Source organism: Rhodococcus sp. P4_E4 (genome assembly GCF_056401575.1).
The window spans coordinates 347,220-366,320 of record NZ_JBFUJB010000006.1; the positions used below are offsets into that span (position 1 = coordinate 347,220).

Annotated in this window: 17 protein-coding genes, 2 tRNA genes and 1 pseudogene; 8 read left to right on the forward strand and 12 right to left on the reverse strand. The window is 62.2% G+C overall.

All coding sequences use genetic code 11. From position 1 onward, the window contains the following. Positions 1-200: 200 nt before the first annotated feature. On the forward strand, positions 201-1,538 hold the full coding sequence (locus AC1DVN_RS10400) for an MFS transporter (protein ID WP_020970000.1): 1,338 nt from the start codon (positions 201-203) through the stop codon (positions 1,536-1,538). A gap of 101 nt (positions 1,539-1,639) precedes the next feature. On the opposite strand, the gene clpX is transcribed toward AC1DVN_RS10400, so the two are convergent. The 5 genes from clpX to AC1DVN_RS10425 form a co-directional block, all read right to left on the reverse strand. Continuing rightward, on the reverse strand, positions 1,640-2,920 hold the full coding sequence (gene clpX, locus AC1DVN_RS10405; RefSeq protein ID WP_003944582.1) for an ATP-dependent Clp protease ATP-binding subunit ClpX: 1,281 nt from the start codon (positions 2,918-2,920) through the stop codon (positions 1,640-1,642). Between the two features lie 369 nt (positions 2,921-3,289). After that, complete coding sequence (locus tag AC1DVN_RS10410) at positions 3,290-3,952, reverse strand: ATP-dependent Clp protease proteolytic subunit (RefSeq protein ID WP_003944539.1); 663 nt, start codon at positions 3,950-3,952, stop codon at positions 3,290-3,292. Between the two features lie 48 nt (positions 3,953-4,000). Then, a complete protein-coding gene (locus AC1DVN_RS10415) occupies positions 4,001-4,588 on the reverse strand; it encodes an ATP-dependent Clp protease proteolytic subunit (RefSeq protein ID WP_007730960.1) in 588 nt (195 codons plus the stop codon). Positions 4,589-4,684: 96 nt separating this feature from the next. Further along, positions 4,685-6,100: a trigger factor gene (gene tig / locus AC1DVN_RS10420; RefSeq protein ID WP_477993773.1), complete on the reverse strand. Its 1,416-nt coding sequence runs from the start codon at positions 6,098-6,100 to the stop codon at positions 4,685-4,687. Positions 6,101-6,215: 115 nt separating this feature from the next. Continuing rightward, positions 6,216-6,289: transfer RNA gene (locus AC1DVN_RS10425), tRNA-Pro, on the reverse strand. A 399-nt stretch (positions 6,290-6,688) separates the two neighbouring features. On the opposite strand from AC1DVN_RS10425, the gene AC1DVN_RS10430 reads away from it, so the two are divergent. Further along, positions 6,689-6,762, forward strand: a tRNA-Gly gene (locus AC1DVN_RS10430). Positions 6,763-6,955: 193 nt separating this feature from the next. Continuing rightward, on the forward strand, positions 6,956-7,750 hold the full coding sequence (locus AC1DVN_RS10435) for a hypothetical protein (RefSeq protein ID WP_044480384.1): 795 nt from the start codon (positions 6,956-6,958) through the stop codon (positions 7,748-7,750). Here AC1DVN_RS10435 and AC1DVN_RS10440 read toward each other — a convergent pair. Beyond that, positions 7,747-8,544, reverse strand: coding sequence for an Fpg/Nei family DNA glycosylase (locus AC1DVN_RS10440; RefSeq protein ID WP_021333423.1), 798 nt, complete (start codon positions 8,542-8,544; stop codon positions 7,747-7,749). The genes AC1DVN_RS10435 and AC1DVN_RS10440 overlap by 4 nt on opposite strands. A gap of 15 nt (positions 8,545-8,559) precedes the next feature. After that, positions 8,560-9,033: a ribose-5-phosphate isomerase gene (locus tag AC1DVN_RS10445; RefSeq protein ID WP_003944571.1), complete on the reverse strand. Its 474-nt coding sequence runs from the start codon at positions 9,031-9,033 to the stop codon at positions 8,560-8,562. A gap of 100 nt (positions 9,034-9,133) precedes the next feature. On the opposite strand from AC1DVN_RS10445, the gene AC1DVN_RS10450 reads away from it, so the two are divergent. Beyond that, positions 9,134-10,012 carry a M48 family metallopeptidase gene (locus AC1DVN_RS10450; RefSeq protein WP_021333424.1) on the forward strand — a complete coding sequence of 293 codons (879 nt, stop codon included), beginning with the start codon at positions 9,134-9,136 and terminating at the stop codon, positions 10,010-10,012. Here AC1DVN_RS10450 and AC1DVN_RS10455 read toward each other — a convergent pair. After that, complete coding sequence (locus AC1DVN_RS10455; RefSeq protein ID WP_003944541.1) at positions 10,000-10,623, reverse strand: DsbA family oxidoreductase; 624 nt, start codon at positions 10,621-10,623, stop codon at positions 10,000-10,002. The genes AC1DVN_RS10450 and AC1DVN_RS10455 overlap by 13 nt on opposite strands. 166 nt (positions 10,624-10,789) lie before the next feature. Here AC1DVN_RS10455 and AC1DVN_RS10460 point away from each other — a divergent pair, with 166 nt between their 5' ends. Next, entirely contained in the window at positions 10,790-12,025 is a 1,236-nt protein-coding gene (locus AC1DVN_RS10460) for an NAD(P)/FAD-dependent oxidoreductase (RefSeq protein WP_020908238.1), read from the forward strand. Between the two features lie 65 nt (positions 12,026-12,090). Then, positions 12,091-14,670, forward strand: coding sequence for an aminopeptidase N (pepN, locus tag AC1DVN_RS10465; RefSeq protein ID WP_283567512.1), 2,580 nt, complete (start codon positions 12,091-12,093; stop codon positions 14,668-14,670). A gap of 35 nt (positions 14,671-14,705) precedes the next feature. Here the strand turns inward: pepN and AC1DVN_RS10470 are convergent. The 3 genes and pseudogenes from AC1DVN_RS10470 to AC1DVN_RS10480 all read right to left on the reverse strand — a co-directional run. After that, positions 14,706-15,173 (reverse strand): annotated as a pseudogene (locus AC1DVN_RS10470) (DUF5130 domain-containing protein); the annotation flags it as partial. Further along, positions 15,160-15,423: an aa3-type cytochrome oxidase subunit CtaJ gene (gene ctaJ / locus AC1DVN_RS10475; RefSeq protein ID WP_007730943.1), complete on the reverse strand. Its 264-nt coding sequence runs from the start codon at positions 15,421-15,423 to the stop codon at positions 15,160-15,162. The gene ctaJ and the pseudogene AC1DVN_RS10470, both read right to left, overlap by 14 nt. Positions 15,424-15,585: 162 nt before the next feature. Then, positions 15,586-16,284, reverse strand: a complete 699-nt coding sequence (locus AC1DVN_RS10480; RefSeq protein ID WP_020908239.1) for an HNH endonuclease — start codon at positions 16,282-16,284, stop codon at positions 15,586-15,588. Between the two features lie 182 nt (positions 16,285-16,466). Here AC1DVN_RS10480 and AC1DVN_RS10485 point away from each other — a divergent pair, with 182 nt between their 5' ends. Beyond that, on the forward strand, positions 16,467-16,874 hold the full coding sequence (locus AC1DVN_RS10485; protein WP_003944464.1) for a globin: 408 nt from the start codon (positions 16,467-16,469) through the stop codon (positions 16,872-16,874). A 4-nt stretch (positions 16,875-16,878) separates the two neighbouring features. Here the strand turns inward: AC1DVN_RS10485 and AC1DVN_RS10490 are convergent, their stop codons facing one another. Continuing rightward, positions 16,879-17,313 (reverse strand): cupin domain-containing protein, encoded by a 435-nt coding sequence (locus tag AC1DVN_RS10490; protein ID WP_021344735.1) that lies wholly within the window; start codon positions 17,311-17,313, stop codon positions 16,879-16,881. Positions 17,314-17,476: 163 nt separating this feature from the next. Between AC1DVN_RS10490 and AC1DVN_RS10495 the strand changes: the two genes are divergently transcribed. Beyond that, positions 17,477-19,075, forward strand: a complete 1,599-nt coding sequence (locus AC1DVN_RS10495; RefSeq protein WP_020970005.1) for a glycoside hydrolase family 13 protein — start codon at positions 17,477-17,479, stop codon at positions 19,073-19,075. Positions 19,076-19,101 lie beyond the last annotated feature (26 nt).

Below are 19,101 nucleotides of genomic sequence, written 5' to 3' on the forward strand. Positions count from 1 at the left end.
CCTGAACTGCGGTTTCGGCGTGCGAAGAGTCCGCCGGTAGATTTTTATGAACTATTTGGTTAATAATCTTGTGTAGTCGCTGTGGCGTCGGTTACATTCCTTGTATCGCTCTCCGCACAGACGTTCTCGATACGAACACCCTCGACGAACACCATCGGCGGATGTAGAGCCTCCACGACGCTTCCACCCAGGAGATGAGCATGTCAGCTAGCACGGTTACACCGTCCGGCCCCGAGGCGGGATCCTTGGCCAGGCCGGACACGACCAAGGTCAAGCGCGCCGCAACGTCGTCGTTTCTCGGCAGCATGCTCGAGTACTACGACTTCTACATCTACGCATCCGCCGCTGCACTCATCTTCCCCACCGTGTTCTTCCCGGACAGCGGACATGCGGCACTGCTTTCGCTGGCCACCTTCGGTGTCGCGTACGTCGCGCGTCCCCTCGGCGCTGTAGTCCTCGGCCATTTCGGTGACCGCGTCGGCCGCAAGAAGATCATGCTGCTCACGCTCATCATGATGGGCGCAGCAACATTCCTCATCGGATGTATTCCCAGCGCGGATTCGATCGGCGTTCTTGCACCGATACTGCTGGTCCTGATGAGAATCGCTCAGGGCATCTCCGCCGCTGGTGAACAGAGTGGCGCCAGCTCACTGACTCTCGAACATGCTCCCGAAGGTCGACGGGCATTCTTCTGCAGCTGGACCCTCAACGGCACCCAGGCCGGCTTCATCCTCGCCAGCCTCGTCTTCCTGCCCATCGCCGCACTCCCCGACGACATCCTCTACACGTGGGGCTGGCGAATCCCGTTCTGGGGCAGCCTGATCGTTCTCGTGGCTGCATACATCATGCGTCTCAAGCTCGAAGAGCCGGAAGAGTTCACCGAGCAGCAGGAGTCGAAGGCCGTCGCCAAATTGCCTGTTGCCGATCTCCTTCGCACCCACAGCGCAAATCTGATTCGCGTGATCTGCTGCGCTTTCATCGCCGTCGTCTCGACCATCTTCTCCGTCTTCGGACTCGCCTTCGCGACCACCGAGGAAGTGGGGATTCCGAAGTCGACCATGCTCTGGGTGGCCATCGCAGCCAACGCCGTGGCCTTGCTCAGCCAGCCCGCCTGGGCGATTCTCTCCGACCGAATCGGTCGCAGGCCGCTGTTCATCGGTGGCGCCCTCGGTAGCGCGGTGTTCATCTACGTGTACTTCGGCGCAATCGCCAGCGGCAACGTCCCGCTGATCTTCCTGGCCGCAATCGGATTGATGTCCGTCTTCTACGCTGCCCCGAATGCCATCTGGCCGTCGTTCTACTCCGAAATGTTCAACACCAAGGTCCGCTACTCCGGCATCGCGATCGGCACCCAGGTCGGCTTCGCCCTCGCAGGCTTTGCGCCCGCCATCGGCAACGCCCTCATGGGCGGGGACAAGACACACTGGATGCCCGTTGCCATTCTGACATCGGTGGCCTGCGTCATCTGCGCGATCTCCGCGTTCACCGCCAAGGAGACGTTCCGCACTCCCCTCAAGGAACTCGGCAACCCGATCTAGCCGAACACCCCCCAGACACCCTGCACGAACGACTGTGTTGCACGAACGACTGTGGCCCGGCATCTCGCGAGAGATACCGGGCCACAGTCGTTTTGAAGTTTCTACGCCGTCTTGTCGCGACGCTCGCCACGCTCCGGCTTACGCGGAACGATGGTCGGAAGTACGTTGTCGTTGACGGTCTCCGCGGTGACGACCACCTTTTCGACGTCGTCACGGCTGGGGATGTCGTACATCACCGGAAGAAGAACCTCTTCCATGATGGCGCGCAGGCCACGAGCGCCGGTTCCACGCAAGATCGCCTGATCGGCGATAGCGTCGAGCGCTTCTTCGGTGAACTCGAGTTCGACGCCGTCCATGTCGAAGAGACGACGGTACTGCTTGACGAGAGCGTTCTTGGGCTCCGACAAGATCTGAACGAGCGATTCCTTGTCGAGGTTGGTCACCGACGCGATCATCGGCAAACGGCCGATGAACTCGGGAATCAGACCGAACTTGATCAAATCCTCCGGCATGACCTCGGCGAAACGATCGACCGTATCCAGTTCGGCCTTCGACCGAACCTCGGCGCCGAAACCGATACCGCGCTTGCCGACACGATCGGAGACGATCCGCTCGAGACCAGCGAAAGCGCCCGCGACGATGAACAGCACGTTCGTGGTGTCGATCTGAATGAATTCCTGGTGCGGATGCTTGCGACCACCCTGCGGCGGGACGCTCGCCTGCGTACCTTCGAGGATCTTCAGCAACGCCTGCTGAACACCTTCGCCGGAGACGTCACGCGTGATCGACGGGTTCTCGCTCTTGCGAGCGATCTTGTCGACCTCGTCGATGTAGATGATTCCGGTCTCGGCGCGCTTGACGTCGTAGTCGGCAGCCTGAATCAGCTTGAGCAGAATGTTCTCGACGTCCTCACCGACGTAGCCGGCCTCGGTCAACGCCGTCGCATCGGCGATGGCGAACGGGACGTTGAGCATCTTCGCGAGAGTCTGAGCGAGGTACGTCTTGCCACAGCCAGTGGGGCCGAGCATCAAGATGTTGGATTTCGCGAGCTCAACCGTCTCACCCCGCGCATCACGGCCCTTGTCTCCGGCCTGAATGCGCTTGTAGTGGTTGTAGACGGCCACGGCCAGCGTCCGCTTGGCGGAATCCTGACCGATGACGTAGTTCTCGAGGAATTCTCGGATCTCCGCAGGCTTGGGAAGCTCGTCGAGCTTGACCTCGCTCGATTCGGCCAATTCCTCTTCGATGATCTCGTTGCAGAGGTCGATGCACTCGTCGCAGATGTACACCCCGGGTCCTGCAATGAGCTTTTTGACCTGCTTCTGACTCTTGCCGCAGAAAGAGCACTTGAGCAGATCCCCGCCGTCGCCGATGCGTGCCATCTCGTGAGGTCCCTACTTTCCATCATGTACGTGCACTCGCCGCCACTCGATCGGTCGAGACGCTCCGCAGTACTCGGTATCAGATCAGAAGTTGTCAGATCAGAAGTTGTCGGATCAGACAAACTGATCAACAAACTGATCGAACAAATCTGGTCGAACAATCGCAGAACGCCGGTCGAGAACCAGCCCGTGAAGTGACGGTACCCGCAGATCCCGAACGGGGTCGACCTGTTCTCGGCGTTTCGCCTGCGGATAAAAAAGAAAAGAGTCGAGATTTCAGCCTGGCGAGCGCTCCACCAGGCACTTCTCGACGTGTCCGCCTCGTGTCGGGAATCGGAATACAGATCCTCGACACGAGGCGGAAATCGACTACTTCTGTGCGCTGAGCTTCCGGTAAGCCAGCACGTCGTCGATGATGCCGTACTCCTTGGCCTGCTCGGCCGTGAGGATCTTGTCGCGATCGGTGTCGACGCGGATGGTCTCCGGATCCTTGCCCGTGTGCAGCGACAGCGTGCTCTCCATGAGTCGACGCATACGCTCGATTTCCGCAGCCTGGATCTCCAGATCGGAAACCTGACCCTGGATGCCGCCCGTGGCCGGCTGGTGAATCAGAATGCGCGAGTTGGGGAGCGCGAAGCGCTTGCCCGGCGTACCACCGGCGAGAAGGACAGCAGCTGCCGAAGCAGCCTGACCGAGGCAGACGGTGGAGATGTCGGCACGGACGTACTGCATCGTGTCGTAGATCGCCATCAGCGCGGTGAACGAACCACCGGGCGAGTTGATGTACATGGTGATGTCGCGGTCCGGATCCTGCGATTCGAGAACCAGCAACTGTGCCATGAGGTCGTTGGCGGAGACGTCGTCGACCTGCGAGCCGAGGAAGATGATGCGCTCCTCGAACAGCTTGTTGTACGGGTCGGACGTCTTGACGCCGTAGCTGGTCTGCTCCGTGAACTGGGGCAGGATGTAACGCGATTGGGGGCCCGACGGCGCCTGGCCGCCCAGCGAGTTAGCTCCGAAAAGATTGGTCATCAGTTCTCCAAAGTATGAATTGGGCAGCGAAAGGATGGACGAACCGGCTCAGTTGCCGGTGCCGCCGGCCTGATTCGCACGGGAGACGACGTGGTCGACGAAGCCGTACTCGAGAGCTTCCTTCGCCGTGAACCAACGGTCACGGTCGGAGTCCGCGGTGATCTGCTCGACCGTCTGGCCGGTGTGCTGAGCGATCAGCTCGGCCATTTCGCGCTTGGTGTGCTTGAACTGCTCGGCCATGATCGCGATGTCACTGGCGGAACCACCGATACCGGCGGACGGCTGGTGCATCATGATGCGGGCGTGAGGCAGTGCGTAACGCTTGCCCTTGGTGCCTGCCGAGAGCAGGAACTGACCCATCGACGCCGCAAGGCCCATACCGAAGGTGGCGATGTCGCACTCGGCGAACTGCATCGTGTCGAAGATCGCCATACCTGCGGTGACAGATCCACCGGGCGAGTTGATGTAGAGCGAGATGTCTCGCGTCGGGTCCTCGGCCGAGAGCAGCAGGATCTGCGCGCACAGCTTGTTGGCGATGTCGTCGTCGACCTGGGTACCGAGGAAAATGATGCGCTCTCGCAGCAAGCGCTCGTACACCGAGTCGCTGAGGTTCAACCCAGCGGTCGCTGAAGTCATGGCGGGACTCTGCAAAGTCTCCAGGTGATTGGAAGTCACGGTACCTGCCTTCTATGTGGATCTACTTGTGCGGTGGATCGTCTATGCGAAACACTTCTACTGACACAGACAGTAACGAAGTAGGGCGGCACCGGAGTCCCGGTTGTCTTCGCTCTCGGCGGAATCAGACGCATCCGCTTCGGTTTCGTCCTCGCTGCTGCCGAACAGTTCAGCGGTGTCGACAACGGCGCCGGAGGTGTCCTTGACACCGGCCGACTCGACGACGGACGCGAGAGCCTTGCCACGACGGACGTCTGCGAAGACGGCGCCGAGCTGGTTGGCCTGCTGGATCTGCTGGATGAACTGCTCAGGAGCCATGCCGTAACGCTGCGCCTGGAACAGGATGCGCTCGGTGAGCTCGTCCTGACCGACGGTGACGTTGCCCGCATCGGCGATCGAGTCGAGCAAGAGCTGCGTCTTGACGGAGCGCTCAGCGGCTTCCTGGGCATCCTTGTCGAATTCTTCGCGGCTGCTGCCCTGCTCTTCGAGGAGCTTGTTCAGTGCCTCTTCGTCGTGATCGAGACCGTGAACGGCGTCGTGCAGTGCAGCATCGACCTCAGCCTTGACGACGGCTTCCGGCAACGGAACCTCGACGGTCTCGAGCAGCTGCTCGAGAACCTTGTCGCGGATCTGACCGGCCTGCTCGACCTTGCGGACGCGTGCGACGCGCTCGCGGAGGTCAGCCTTCAGTTCTTCCAGGGTGTCGAACTCGCTGGCGAGCTGAGCGAACTCGTCGTCCTCAGCCGGAAGCTCGCGCTCCTTGACCGTCTGCACGGTCACGGTGACAACAGCTTCCTTGCCCGCGTACTCGCCGGCGACCAGCGTCGACGTGAAGTCCTTGGACTCCCCCGCCTTGAGGCCGATGATGGCTTCGTCGAGGCCCTCGATGAGCTGGCCCGATCCGACCTCGTGCGACAGTCCGCTAGCGGTTGCCTCGGCAACGTTCTCGCCGTCGACGGTGGCCGACAGGTCGATGGAGACGAAGTCGCCGTCCTCGACTGCGCGATCGACGCCGGTGAGGGTGCCGAAACGCTGACGCAGCGAAAGCAGCTGCTCTTCGATGGCTTCGTCGGTGATCTCGATCGGATCGACCTCGACGTTGATGGAGCTGAAGTCAGGGAGCTCGATCTCGGGGCGCACGTCGACCTCGGCGGTGAACTCGAGGAGCTCGCCGTCTTCGATCTTGGTGACCTCGATCTCGGGCTGGCCGATGGCCTTCACGCCGGCGCTGGTGACAGCCTCGGAGTAACGCGACGGCAGAGCGTCGTTGACGACCTGCTCGAGCACAGCGCCGCGACCGACACGTGCTTCGAGGAGGCGAGCCGGAGCCTTGCCGGGACGGAAGCCGGGGAGACGAATCTGCTGCGCGAGGGCCTTGTAGGCCTTGTCGAAATCAGACTTGAGTTCCGCGAAGGGCACCTCAACGTTGATACGGACTCGCGTCGGGCTGAGCTGCTCGACGGTGCTCTTCACGAAACTTCGCTCCTTCGTCTGGTCTTGCTCACAACTTGTGTTGAATCGGTACTGCTGTCTGGCGCGGCACTTCACTCCCGGACTTACTGGAGGTGAAGTGCCATGTACGTACTTGTCGGGATGACAGGATTTGAACCTGCGACCCTCCGCTCCCAAAGCGGATGCGCTACCAAGCTGCGCTACATCCCGTTTCCGATCACATGAAACACACGATACGGCCATCCGAGGCCACAAAGACAGCGGGCCACAAAGGCAGCCACCATCGGTGACCGCGCACAACCCTATCGCGCTCACTACTCTCTCACGAACCCGACCGTCGTTTGTACACGGCCCGCCTGTCCGACCCCGTCAGTATGTCATCCGACCGCCGCCACATACAGCCTTGGCTGAACGAAACGTGATGACAGCCGGAATCAGAAGCCGGGCCGCAAGGCAAGACACCCCGACTCGCCGGGCATTTCGGCAATTCCCCAGGTGAACGACGGTATCGAACTTCTCCAACCCCCCGATTATGAAATCCGGTGGGGCATTGGGTACAGTTTCGTATCGCAGACGACGAACACGGCGATCCCGAGTTGTCGTATGCACGGGGATGTAGCTCAATGGTAGAGCCTCAGTCTTCCAAACTGATCACGCGGGTTCGATTCCCGTCATCCCCTCCATGAGGAGGGAAACTCCACAAAAATCCGCATCGGCCTGGCCGGTGCGGATTTTTTGTGTTCAGACTTTGTGCACTCAGGCCACTCCCCTGTGGTCCGTATCCTGGAGTTGTCCGGATCGATTCTGCTCGGGAGGCCACTCGTGACCACGATTCTTCTCATACTCGTCGTTCTGGCCGTAGTCGTATTTCTGGTCATGAAAAGCCAGCAACGCGGTTCCGGCCACAGCGCAACACAACTCGACGACGCGAAAGCCGATGCCAGGCAGGCGATCGAACGCCTCGGCGGTCAGGTCTACAACCTGACCGGCAGTGACGACGCGTCGCGCCAAGCCCTCGCCGACGCGGCCGAACGGTACAACGCCGCAGGCTCGCAGATCGATCAGGCCGCAACGCCGGTGCAGGCACGTCTCGCGAAACAGACTGCGCTGGAAGGGCTTTACTACATCCGCGCGGCGCGGGTGGCAATGGGCATGGATCCGGGACCGGAAGTTCCTTCCATCGACGGACAGAAGGCTGCGGGTTCGGTCACCGAAGACCGTGAGGTCGAATTCGAGGGCCGCAAGGTCGCGGCATCACCCAATCCGTCGTCGCACACACCCAACTACTACCCCGGTGGCCGAGTCGCCGGACGCCCGGTCCCGGCCGGCTGGTACTCCGAGCCATGGTGGAAGCCTGCCCTCGTCGCCGGCGCCTGGGGTCTGGGTTCGATGATGCTGTTCTCGACCATGTTCTCCGGCATGGCCGGGGTTCCTTACGGCGCAGAAGCTTTCGCACAGGGTGGCGATACGGGAGCCGGCGACTCGGGAGATCAGGGTGACTCGGGAGATCAGGGCGACTCGGGAGATCAAGGTATGGACGCCGGTGACTCCGGCGCGGAACAAGGAAGTGTCGACAACACCGATTTCACCGCAGACGGTGGAGGCAGCGACTACGGGGACTTCGGAGGCGGAGACTTCGGCGGCGGAGACTTCGGCGGCTTCGACTTCTAAGCCGGCTGGCACACCGGGCACCAGAACAGGTTTCGCGCCTCCATGACGGAATGCAGGATCGGTGTGCCGCACACGCGGCACGGCGATCCTGCTCTTCGGTAAACGTAAGTCCGCGGACGATCCTTCGCGTACGCCGGATCACCGTTGTCGTGCTCGGCGCGAACGACGTGCATCTTCCCGCGCCTGACACCAACCTTCATCAATTCGACAAGATCTGCCCACATGGCAGTCCATTCGTCGTGAGAGACGAGATTCCCCGGTCGTTCAGGGCTGATTCCGTGACGAAAGAGAAGTTCGGCGCGATAGACGTTGCCGACACCCGCCAGGACCGCTTGATCCATGAGCAGCGCGCCGATCGCCTTCTTGGACTTGGAGATTCGCACCCATGCCTGGTGTGGATCCGCGCCGCGGCGCAGTGGGTCCGGCCCGAGTCTGGCCTCGATCACGGCGACCTGAGGCGGCAGTAGGACTTCGCAGGCGGTGGGACCACGAAGGTCGGTGCCGAAATCGGCACCGACCATTCGCATCCGGACCTGGCCTACCGGTTCTTCCATCGGCAGGGCGGAGTCGGTGAACTTTCCGTACAGCCCGAGGTGTACGTGAACTGTCAATCCGTTGTCATAGGTGTGCCAGAGGTGCTTCCCCCAGGCATCCGAGGACGTGAGTACATGTCCGTCCACCAGACGCGCGTCCTCGGCGAATCTGCCTTGCGGGCTGAGGACGCGGACCGGTGAACCGACAAACTTGCGGGCATGCAACCGTGCCAGTCGATGCAGGGTATGACCTTCAGGCACGGAACAACTTTCGGATCAGGCTTGCGGCAGAGCCGGTGCGACGCCGGTCTTCTCGTACTCGGACAAGATGTCGATACGACGCTGATGACGCTCTTCACCCGACCATGCGGTGGCGAGGAAAGCGTCGACGATGGCGAGTGATTCCTCCAGGGAATGCATACGTCCACCGATGCCGATCAGCTGAGCGTTGTTGTGCTCGCGGGCCAGCTTCGCCGTTTCGACGCTCCAAGCGAGAGCGCACCGTGCGCCGGGAACCTTGTTCGCGGCGATCTGCTCACCGTTGCCACTGCCACCCAGGACGATTCCCAGGCTGCCCTCGTCGGCAACGACGCGCTTTGCGGCTTCGATGCAGAATGCCGGGTAGTCGTCCACGGCGTCGTACTCGTGAGCACCACAGTCGATAGCCTCGTGGCCGTTCGCTTTCAGGTGTTCGATGATCTCGTTCTTACGTTCGAATCCGGCATGGTCGGCACCCAGGTATACGCGCATGGCGACAATTCTCTCAGGCCCGACCAGCCGGGCGCACCCGGGTCGACGTCACACTTTCAGGAACACGCATCGCCGCGCGAGCGCACCTATCGTGGTGCCCATGTACCCCGTCAACGGCCAGGCCGCTGCACCCGCCGTTCGTGTGTCACCAGGCAGTGACGCGGTTCGCCACCCGTGGGAAATCCCGCTACTCGTGCTCGCCGTTCTGACGACAGTCGTCACCTATGTGGTGGCGATCGTTCTGATCGCTGCGGGTGATCTGTCGACGTGGATCCTCGTGGTGCTCGCGGCTCCGATCCTGCTGTTCCTCGCGCGAGGTCAGCTGTACGGATCGCAGCAGGTCAACGGAATCAAGATGACGCCTTCGCAATTTCCGGAGGGGTATCAGCTGGTTGCCGAGGCCGCGGCACGGTTCGGCATGAAAACTCCGCCGGATGCCTACGTCGTGCTGGGGAACGGACGGATCAACGCATTTGCGTCAGGGCACGGATTTCGGCGTTTCGTCGTCGTCTACAGCGACCTGTTCGAGGTCGGTGGGCAGGCCCGCGAGCCCGATGCGCTCGCATTCATCATCGGTCACGAGGTCGGCCACATCGCTGCTGGGCATGCGTCGTACTGGCGCCAGTGGGGACAGTTCGCGTCGAACTACATTCCGGTGATCGGGTCTTCGCTGTCGCGTTCCATGGAGTACACGGCAGACAACTTCGGTTTTCACATGCGCCCACAGGGCGCACCGGGCGCGATGGGTGTCCTCGGCGCCGGCAAGTATCTCGTGGGTCTGGTCGGGTTCGACGAACTCGCCGATCGCGCGACACTCGAATCCGGTTTCTTCCCGTGGTTCGTCAACATCTTGTCGTCGCATCCGGTGCTGACCTGGCGTGCGGCCGCGCTTCGCAACCGCACGCACTCAGGACATCTGTTCTTCCGGCCCGGTCAGCTCTACCGAAATCCGGCGCTCACTACCGCTCAGTCGAACTGAGGATCCTCGTTGCGGGTCCGCTTGAGCTCGAAGAAGTGCGGGTAGCCGGCCAGCGCGACGGCGCCGTCCCACACCTTGCCTGCATCCTCGCCGCGCGGGATACGTGACAAAACGGGACCGAAGAACGCCACGCCGTTGACATGGATCGTCGGGGTTCCGACGTCGGGTCCGACGGCGTCCATGCCCTTGTGGTGGCTCTCACGCAGTGCCTCGTCGTACTTGTCGGTGTCGGCAGCCTCGGCCAGTTCGGGCGGCAGTCCGACCTCGGCGAGCGACGACTTGATGACGTCGGCGAAGTCCTTGTTGCCCTCGTTGTGAATCTTCGTACCCATGGCCGTGTACAGCGGCAGCAGGATCTCGTCACCCTTCAGCTGCGCTGCAGCGATAGCGACGCGGACCGGGCCCCAGGCCTTGGTCATCATCTCGCGGTACTCGTCGGGGAGGTCGCGGCCCTCGTTGAGAACCGCAAGGCTCATCACGTGGAACTTGGCCTCGATGTCGCGTACCTGCTGGGCCTCGAGAATCCAGCGCGAGGTGATCCAGCACCACGGGCAGAGCGGGTCGAACCAGAAGTCAGCAGTGTCCGTGGTCTTACTCGAGGTTGCGCTCACGAAGAAACTCCCTATCAGTTCTTGTCGGTCAGGTTCTATCAGTTCGGGGACATACTCCCGTTCTGCCAACAATCATGAACCCGTAATCCTTCCCGCGCTTTCCCCCGAACCACCTTCCGCTCGCAGTAGTGTCGAAAAGAAACGAGTACGAAGGAGTGGTTCAGTAATGAGCACCAACCGGAGATTCGTGATCGTCGGCGGCGGGCTCGCGGGCGCAAAGATCGCAGAAGCCCTGCGTGACAGAGATTTCGACGGTGAGATCACCGTATTGAGCGAAGAAGACCACCTTCCGTACGAGCGGCCGCCGCTGTCGAAAGAGTTCTTCGCAGGCAAGAAGACACTCCCCGAATTCACCGTCCACGACGGCGAGTGGTTCCGCGACCATCACATCGATCTTCGTCCGGGAACGACGGCAACGGCCATCGACCCCGCTGCGCACACCGTGTCACTTCCGGACGGTTCCACGATCAGCTACGACAAGCTCGCCTTGGCCACCGGCTCACGTTCGCGGCGCCTCGACATCCCGGGGTCCGACGCCGAGGGCGTTCACTACGTGCGAACAGTCGATCAAGCCGCTGCGCTACTGCGCACCCTGGCTGCCGACAAGAAGCTCGTCGTGATCGGTGCCGGCTGGATCGGTCTCGAAATTGCCGCGTCGGCTCGCGGTTTCGACGTCGATGTCACCGTGCTCGAGCATGCCGGCCTTCCGCTCGAATCGACCCTGGGCCCGGAAATGGGTGAGGTCTTCGCCGCTCTGCACCGCCAGAACGGCGTCGACTTGCGCACTGGCACGGACGTCAGCGCAATCTCTGTCGACGGCGATCACGCCGCCGGCGTCACTTTGAGCGACGGCACCGTGATTCCGGCCGACGCCGTGTTGATTGCTGTCGGCGCGTTGCCGAACACCGAGTTGGCGTCGGAGGCGGGTATCGACGTCGACAACGGAGTTCTCGTCGACGCCGGTCTGCAGAGCAGCGACCCCGACGTCGTTGCAGTAGGCGACATCGCGGCCGCACAGCATCCGATTCTGAATGCACGAATTCGGGTGGAGCACTGGGCAAACGCACTCAACCAACCCGAGACGGCCGCAGACACCATGTTGGGTCGGCCCGCCGAGTACGTGCGCATGCCGTATTTCTTCACCGATCAGTACGACCTCGGGATGGAATACGTGGGTCACGCACCTCACGGCGGCTACTCCCGTGTCGTCACGCGCGGCGACGTCGACAAGCGCGAGTTCCTGGCCTTCTGGCTCGATTCCGCGAACAAGGTGCTCGCCGGCATGAACGTGAACATCTGGGATGCCGGTGACGCCATCAAGGAATTGGTCGCCTCTTCGCGTCCCGTCGATCCGGAACGGCTGGCCGATCCGGAGATTCCGCTGGCAGAAGTGTCCGCTTGAGTAAAGCCGTTCTCTTCGTGATGGGATGGACGTAATAGATCCGCACCATCTACGAGGAGATCTTTGTGGTCGCACCGAACCTGACACGCGAAACCGCAGCGAAACGGTCAGCAATCCTGACCGTCGAGAACTACCTGATCGAACTCGATCTCACGGACGGCAACGACGCACCCGGCGAGGAGACGTTCTCTTCGAAGACCACCGTCACGTTCACGGCTACGGCCGGAGCAAGCAGCTTCATCGACATCGTCGCGGCCCGAGTCCATTCCGCGGTCCTCAACGGCACCGCACTCGACGTCTCCGACTACGACGAGTCGACGGGCATCAGCCTTCCCGACCTCGCTGCCGACAACGAGTTGGTCATCGAGGCCGATTGCATCTACTCCCACACCGGCGAGGGGCTGCACCGATTCGTCGACCCGACCGATGACGCCGTCTACCTCTACTCACAGTTCGAGACGGCTGACGCCAAGCGCATGTTCGCGTGCTTCGATCAGCCCGATCTGAAGGCGACGTTCGACGTCCGCGTCACCGCTCCCACGTCGTGGAAGGTCATCTCCAACTCCGCGGTCGTCGAGACCCTCGCCGCCGATCCCGGCAAGCACGTTTTCCGGACCACCCCGAAGATGAGCACGTACCTGGTGGCGCTCATCGCCGGTCCCTACGCGCAGTGGACCGACAACTACTCCGACGAGCACGGCGACATCCCGCTCGGAATCTTCTGCCGCGCTTCGCTGGCCGAGTTCATGGACGAGGAGCGGCTTTTCACCGAGACCAAGCAGGGATTCGACTTCTACCACCGCAACTTCGGTGTTCCCTATGCCTTCGGCAAGTACGACCAGCTCTTCGTCCCCGAATTCAATGCGGGCGCGATGGAGAATGCCGGCGCCGTGACCTTCCTCGAGGACTACGTCTTCCGCTCCAAGGTGACCCGCTACTCGTACGAGCGTCGTGCCGAAACGGTGCTGCACGAAATGGCGCACATGTGGTTCGGCGACCTCGTCACGATGGCGTGGTGGGACGACCTGTGGCTCAACGAGTCGTTCGCGACCTTCGCTTCGGTCCTGTGCCAGACCGAGGCCACGGAGTACACGAACGCCTGGACGACGTTCGCCAACGTCGAGAAGTCGTGGGCATACCGCCAGGATCAGTTGCCGTCGACGCACCCGATTGCCGCGGACATTCCGGACTTGGCTGCCGTCGAGGTCAACTTCGACGGCATCACCTACGCGAAGGGCGCCAGCGTCCTCAAGCAGTTGGTCGCATACGTCGGACTCGAGCCGTTCCTCGCCGGACTGCGTGAGTACTTCCGTGAGCACGCATTCGGAAACGCAACATTCGACGATCTGCTGGGCTCACTCGAAAAGTCCTCGGGCCGTGACCTTTCCGACTGGGGTCGGCAGTGGCTCAAGACCACCGGTTTGAACATCCTGCGCCCCGACTTCGATGTCGACGCAGACGGAAAGTTCACCCGCTTCGCCGTCCTGCAGGACGGTGCGGCACCAGGCGCCGGCGAGCGGCGAATCCACCGGATCGCCATCGGCATCTACGACGACGTCGACGGCAAGTTGGTACGAAGCCATCGCGTCGAACTCGACCTCGATGCTGTGGAAAGCACGGATGTCCCCGAACTTGTCGGCGTCGCCCGCGGTGCACTCGTGTTGGTCAACGACGACGATCTCACCTACGGCTCCGTGCGACTCGATCCCGAATCCTTGGCGACGGCGATCGAGCGGGTCGGCGACATCACCGACTCACTCCCCCGCACCCTGGTCTGGTCGGCGGCGTGGGAAATGACCCGTCAGGCCGAACTGAAGGCACGCGACTTCGTCGCACTGGTCGAGCGCGGCATCAGTTCGGAGACCGAAGTCGGTGTGGTGCAACGTCTCTTGCTCCAAGCCCAAACCGCCATCGGCTCCTACGCAGATCCGGCCTGGGCCGAGGCCGAAGGCGCGGCGAGCTTCGCCAATCGGTTGCTCGAACTCGCACGTGAGGCAGAGGCCGGGTCCGACCACCAGCTGGCATTCGTCAACGCACTCACCGGTGCAGCACTCTCCCCGTGGCACACCGAGGTACTGCGCGAATTGCTCGACGCCGATCCCTCCACCGTTGGGCTCGACGGCCTGATCGTCGACACGGACCTGCGCTGGCGCATCGTCGGGGCACTGGCAGCTGCCGGTGAGATCGACGCTGAAGGAACCGCGACTCCGTTCATCGACGCCGAAGCCCAGCGTGACCCGACCGCTGCGGGCGCTCGTCAAGCCGCGGCGGCCGCGGCCGGACGTCCGCAGGCCGCTGTCAAGGAAGAGGTCTGGGGGAAGGTCGTCGGCGACGACTCGGTGCCCAACATCACCGCACGATCGATCATCGGCGGGTTCGCTCGCGAAGGCCAGGACGAATTGCTCGAACCCTTCGTCTCCCGCTACTTCGCCGACATCGCGGCGGTGTGGGAACGACGCTCGAGCGAAGTGGCACAGACCGTCGTCATCGGGCTCTACCCGGCGTGGTCGATCTCCGCAGAATCCGTCGCGGCGGCAGACCGATTCCTCGAAGGCGACATCCCTCCCGCGTTACGTCGTCTGGTCGTCGAAGGCCAGGCTGGTGTGGTTCGTTCACTCGCAGCACGAAAGTTCGACGCGAGCTGACATGCGAAAGGCCGGTGCCCGCGTCGATTCTCACGAATTGCGGCTGCCATAACGCGGATGGCACTGATCAGTCCGTCGATCAGGTTGCCTTCACTGAAGGATGCAACAGCTGCCGTTGCTCCGAGCTGGGTAACGCGATCAGTGACCCGATCGGCGATTGCCCGCCCGCTGCGTACCTCGACGGTGCGCTGGTTGGGCGAGACGGCGATCAGCACGGAACGCTCGGCTTCGGGCGTGGTCGGGAACAGTGCGTCGGCACCCGCTGCCGGATCAGAACCGAGATCACCGATGTAGGCGTTGAATCGCACCTTGGTGGCCCGCGTCGCTTCGGTCATCGCGACGTCGAGCGCGACCAGATCCATGGTCTCGAACGGAAGATCGTCGGTGAACGGCTCGCCGATGCGGTGCACACCGGAAACGCGTCCGCTGGACGTGACGACGCTGCCGACGGGCAGGTCCTCGGGCGCTACTGCGAGCGCGGTCGAATGATCACCACTTGCCACTTGCGGACCCTCCGATCAGATCAGCCGAACCGGCTTCGATTGCGTGTGCACTGCCGTGATGGCCACCGCGAACGGTGACTTCGTCGACAGCACTCCACAGCACGGGAGCGTGATCCCACGACTCACCGAGATGGAACGCCGGCGGAACCGGTCCCGGCGTCTTCTTCCCGAGGAAGGACGCAGCCGCGAAGAACGCGGTGATCAAGGCCGGAATCCCAACGTATATCAGTACTACCTCGAGAATGCTCACACCAGATAACGTAGCCCAGAACGCCAGGAAGGAAAGCGTCAGGGCCACAAATTCTCGGGCAATTTCGTTTCCGTGACGACAGAACGCCGCTCAGGCTGCGCCCACGCCGACACATAGCTCAGGCTGCACATAGCTCAGGCTGCGCCCACGCCGACACATAGCTCAGGCTGCGCCCACGCCGAGATACGGCATCCACGCCGGATGCAATTCCTTGGTCGCCGCGAGCAGACGCCAATGCGGACCGGACGGGGGAACCAATTCCGCACGGAGAGTCCATCCGAGTTCGCTGAGCATCTTGTCGGCCTTGCGGTGATTGCAGGGGGCACAGCACGCGACGCAGTTCTCCCACGAATGCCCGCCACCTCTGCTGCGAGGAACGACGTGGTCGATGGTTTCGGCTTTGGCTCCGCAGTACGCACATCGGAAGTGGTCACGATGCATCAGTGCGGCACGGGTCATGGGGATGCGGGCGCGATACGGAACGCGCACGTAGGTGCGCAATCGAATGACCGAGGGAACCTGCACCGACCAGTCCGCAGAATGGACTACCGGGCCCTGTTCGTCCTCGTGGACGGTATCGGCCTTGCCGCAGGCCATCAGTACGACCGCGCGCCTGGCAGGAAGGGCGGTCAGCGGTTCGTACGTGACGTTGAGCAGTAGCACCCGACGTTTTACCCACTCGGGCACAACGCGATCAGGAGGGAACATCTCGAGGTGAGAATGCTCTTCGGAAAAGAGTGGGTCAGCAGTGTGCGCGAACCCGTCAGGAACAACTTCCAGAACAGCCCCTAACGCGTGGTCGTTCCGCGCGCTAGTGGGCTGGAGTTGTCGGTGATTGCGTGCAGCATGTCGGTTCTTCATACGACCTCCGGGAGACTGCCCCCAAGTTGACCACGGATGATCGCGTTACGCACTCCCATTTCGAACAAAATTGCCAGGACGGCCGGTGAATTTCCGGTGAATGGGTACGCATTCCGACCCGATGCAACCGTCGTCGACCCGGAAACCGACCACTACGGCCGTCAGGCACAATGGAACTTGCCATGAATGACGTACAGCACGACGTGCAGCAGACCTTCTACGACGCCGTCGGCGGAGCCGAGACGTTTCACAAGCTCACCGCGCGATTCTACGAAGAAGTCGCGAAGGACGAGGTTGTGCGCCCGCTCTACCCCGAGGCCGATCTCGGCCCGGCCGAGCGGCGGATGCGGATGTTCCTCGAGCAGTACTGGGGCGGGCCGCACACGTACTCGGAGGAGCGTGGGCACCCGCGTCTGCGGATGCGCCACAATCCTTTCGTGATCGGCCCGATCGAGCGTGATGCGTGGCTTCGGTGCATGCACGTCGCCATCGCGTCCATCGACGAGAAGACCCTGAGCCCGGTGCACCGCAAGCAGTTGATCGACTACATGGAGATGGCTGCTGCGTCCATGGTGAACTCCGCCATCTGACCGTTTACTTCGCCTTCGGCCTGAACACACGCGCGATCCGGCGGGCCGCTCGTACCCCGAACGACACCGTGGGATGTAGCGGAGAACTCAAGATTGCGTGCTTGCGCACGTACTCTTCGACCTCCCACTCCGACCAGCTACCCGCCCGGAAGAGTGCGGCATCGCCGACGCCCAGGGTTCGTTTCGCGATTCCGTCGCCCTGAACGGTGACCGACCCTTCGATGATGTGCACGATTTCGTCCGCATGGAAGTACCAGCGGAAGCGCCCCTTCGTGCAATCCCAGACGTGCGTAGTCGTGGTCCCGTCTTTACTCGCCGACCATTGCGCCGACCGTGCAACCGGTGTGCCGAAGATTATCCAGTCACGGTTGATCGGATCATCGTCGAGCAGTACGTGATCCAAACTGACCGCTTCGATTGCCGACAAAGTCAAGGCCAAGCCCCCTTGGTTGAATTCTCGATACTTCTCCCCCTCCAGTAACACCAAAGTTGCCACATGGAGTCACCGCGTGAATGCAAAGTACACCAAGGCTAGGTAAAGAGTCACCCTTTTGCCGTGTCCAAGTCGTGAGAGTGCCGGACGTTTGGCACTATGAACTGCTGTGAGCACCCCCGCGGATTCGTCCTCTGTAAGCCGGCCCGAAGCCCCGTGGTGGAACGAGGCGGTCTTCTATCAGATCTATCCGCGTTCCTTTGCCGATTCGGGCAGTGACGGTATCGGCGACCTCGGCGGAGTCGAGGAGAAACTCGGCTACCTCGAACTGCTCGGCATCGACGCGATCTGGTTGAGCCCGGTGATGAAGTCACCGATGGCAGACCACGGCTACGACGTCTCGGATCCTCGCGACATCGATCCCCTGTTCGGTGATCTGGCGACGATGGATTCGCTGATCACGTCGGCCCACGAGCGCGGAATCAAGGTCACCATGGACTTGGTCCCGAACCACACGAGTGATCAGCACGAGTGGTTCAAGGCAGCCCTGGCGTCGGCGCCCGGTTCTGCGGAGCGATCCCGCTACATCTTCCGAGACGGCAAAGGTGAAAAAGGCAACGAACCGCCGAACAACTGGCCGAGCATCTTCGGCGGCCCGGCATGGACCCGCGTCACCGAAGCCGACGGAACACCCGGCCAGTGGTACCTGCACATCTTCGCCAAGGAACAGCCGGACCTGAACTGGGACAACCCCGAGGTCTTCGACGACCTCGCCAAGACTCTGCGCTTCTGGCTCGAGCGCGGAATCGACGGATTCCGCATCGACGTGGCCCACGGAATGGCCAAGCCCGACGGTTTGCCGGACCACGACTGGGAGCTCAACGAGCTCATGCGCAATTCCGACGACGACCCGCGGTTCAACAATCCGGCAGTTCACGAAATCCACCGCGGCATCCGCAAGGTCATGGACGAGTTCCCGGAGGCGATGACCGTCGGCGAGATCTGGGTGAAGGACAACCAGAAGTTCGGCGAATACATCCGGCCAGACGAACTGCATCTCGGATTCAACTTCCGGCTTGCAGAAACCGAATTCTCCGCCGAGTCCGTCCGAGAGGCCGTGGAGAACTCCCTCGCGGCCGTCGCCGAGGTCGGGGGTGTGCCCACGTGGACACTGTCGAATCACGACGTCGAACGTGAAGTCACGCGCTACGGCGGGGGCGAGATCGGAACGCAACGCGCACGGGCGATGATCCTCGTCGAGTTGGCGCTTCCGGGCGCGAGCTTCATCTACAACGGAGCCGAACTCGGCCTGCCGAACGTCGACCTGCCCGACGACGCACTACAGGACCCGGTCTGGGAACGATCCGGACATGCCGAGCGAGGACGCGACGGCTGCCGAGTGCCCCTTCCCTGGGAAGGAACCGAGCCGCCTTTCGGATTCACCACCGGTGCGAGCACCTGGCTGCCGATGCCGGCCGAGTGGTCGACGCTCACCGTGGAGGCTCAGATCGAGGATGTGGACTCGATGCTCTCGCTGTATCGCGCCGCCCTCGAACTTCGTAGCGCCAGGCCGGAGTTTTCCGGCACCGACATCGATTGGTACGGCAGTCCCCCCGGCTGCCTCGCTTTCCGTCGACGCGGCGGTCTGATCTGCGCTCTCAACACCACGGAGGTGCCGATCGCACTGCCGAGCGGGCAGCTGCTGTTGAGCAGCGCACCACTCGTCGACGGTCAGTTGCCCGTCAACGCTGCGGCGTGGCTGATCTGACCGAACACTCTCGCACGTCGTCAGGC